General features: G+C 24.5%; 2 protein-coding genes. Both read right to left on the reverse strand.

Going from position 1 to position 826, the window contains the following annotated elements; genetic code table 11:
* Positions 1 to 277 (reverse strand): PTS sugar transporter subunit IIA (locus tag AZI32_RS17135; RefSeq protein WP_157450969.1); only part of this gene is annotated, 277 nt, incomplete at its 3' end.
* Positions 264 to 826, reverse strand: a 563-nt coding sequence (locus AZI32_RS17140) for a PRD domain-containing protein (RefSeq protein ID WP_157450970.1), incomplete at its 5' end; no start/stop codon positions are given. The genes AZI32_RS17140 and AZI32_RS17135, both read right to left, overlap by 14 nt.

The raw sequence follows: 826 nt of genomic DNA on the forward strand, positions 1-826 counted from the left end.
CTATGTTATTTATATTAGTTGTAGATAGTTTTTCTCTATTTATAACACTATCTAAATATTTATCATCTACACTAGAGTTTTTATTAAAAACTTTTACCATTTCTTTTAAAACATCTTCATAGGTTTTAGCATTTTCAATTTCTATAAATGCTCCTTTTTGTAATAATTCTTCAAATAATTTTTTACTTTCACTTCTTTTTATATAAGCTTCGATATTTTCTTTATCTTGGTCTTTAATAAGAGGTGATACGTAAATTACATCTTTATGTTGAATCATAGCAATTTTTTTTCATCTTTAAAAAAGTTTGAACTGAATATGCTCCAATAATTTCTATATCTTTGTATATATTTTGTATTCTGTTTACTATTAAATCCATTGATACTTGTCCTAAATGGCAAACAATTAATACTCTAATCTTATCTTTATTGCTCTTTGCTCTCTCTATCGCTGTTTGAAAATGTAGTGATAAATATATAAGCTCATTATCTAAAAAGCGATATTTATAATCTTCATTTATTACATCTGCTGTAGTAGACATTTCAAATGCAAATGGGTATAACTTTTTTATATCACTTACCCTATAAATTTCACTTAATACAGAATATCCACCTCTACTTATAGTCGAATATAAATGTATGGATAATCCTTTTTTTAATTGTTCATCCATAAATAAGTCAATTGACAATTCATTTTTAATTCTGTCTAAAATCCTATTTATAGTCGGTTTTAGTTTTTCTATCTTCTCGCTTTTGTTTAGTGAGTTATTTTTTTTCAATACTGAAAATAAATAACATAGATAGTACTTATCGCCTTCCCTTAAAGATA

This window comes from Clostridium sp. ATCC 25772, assembly GCF_001573875.1.
Lineage (GTDB): Bacteria > Bacillota > Clostridia > Clostridiales > Clostridiaceae > Clostridium_J > Clostridium_J senegalense.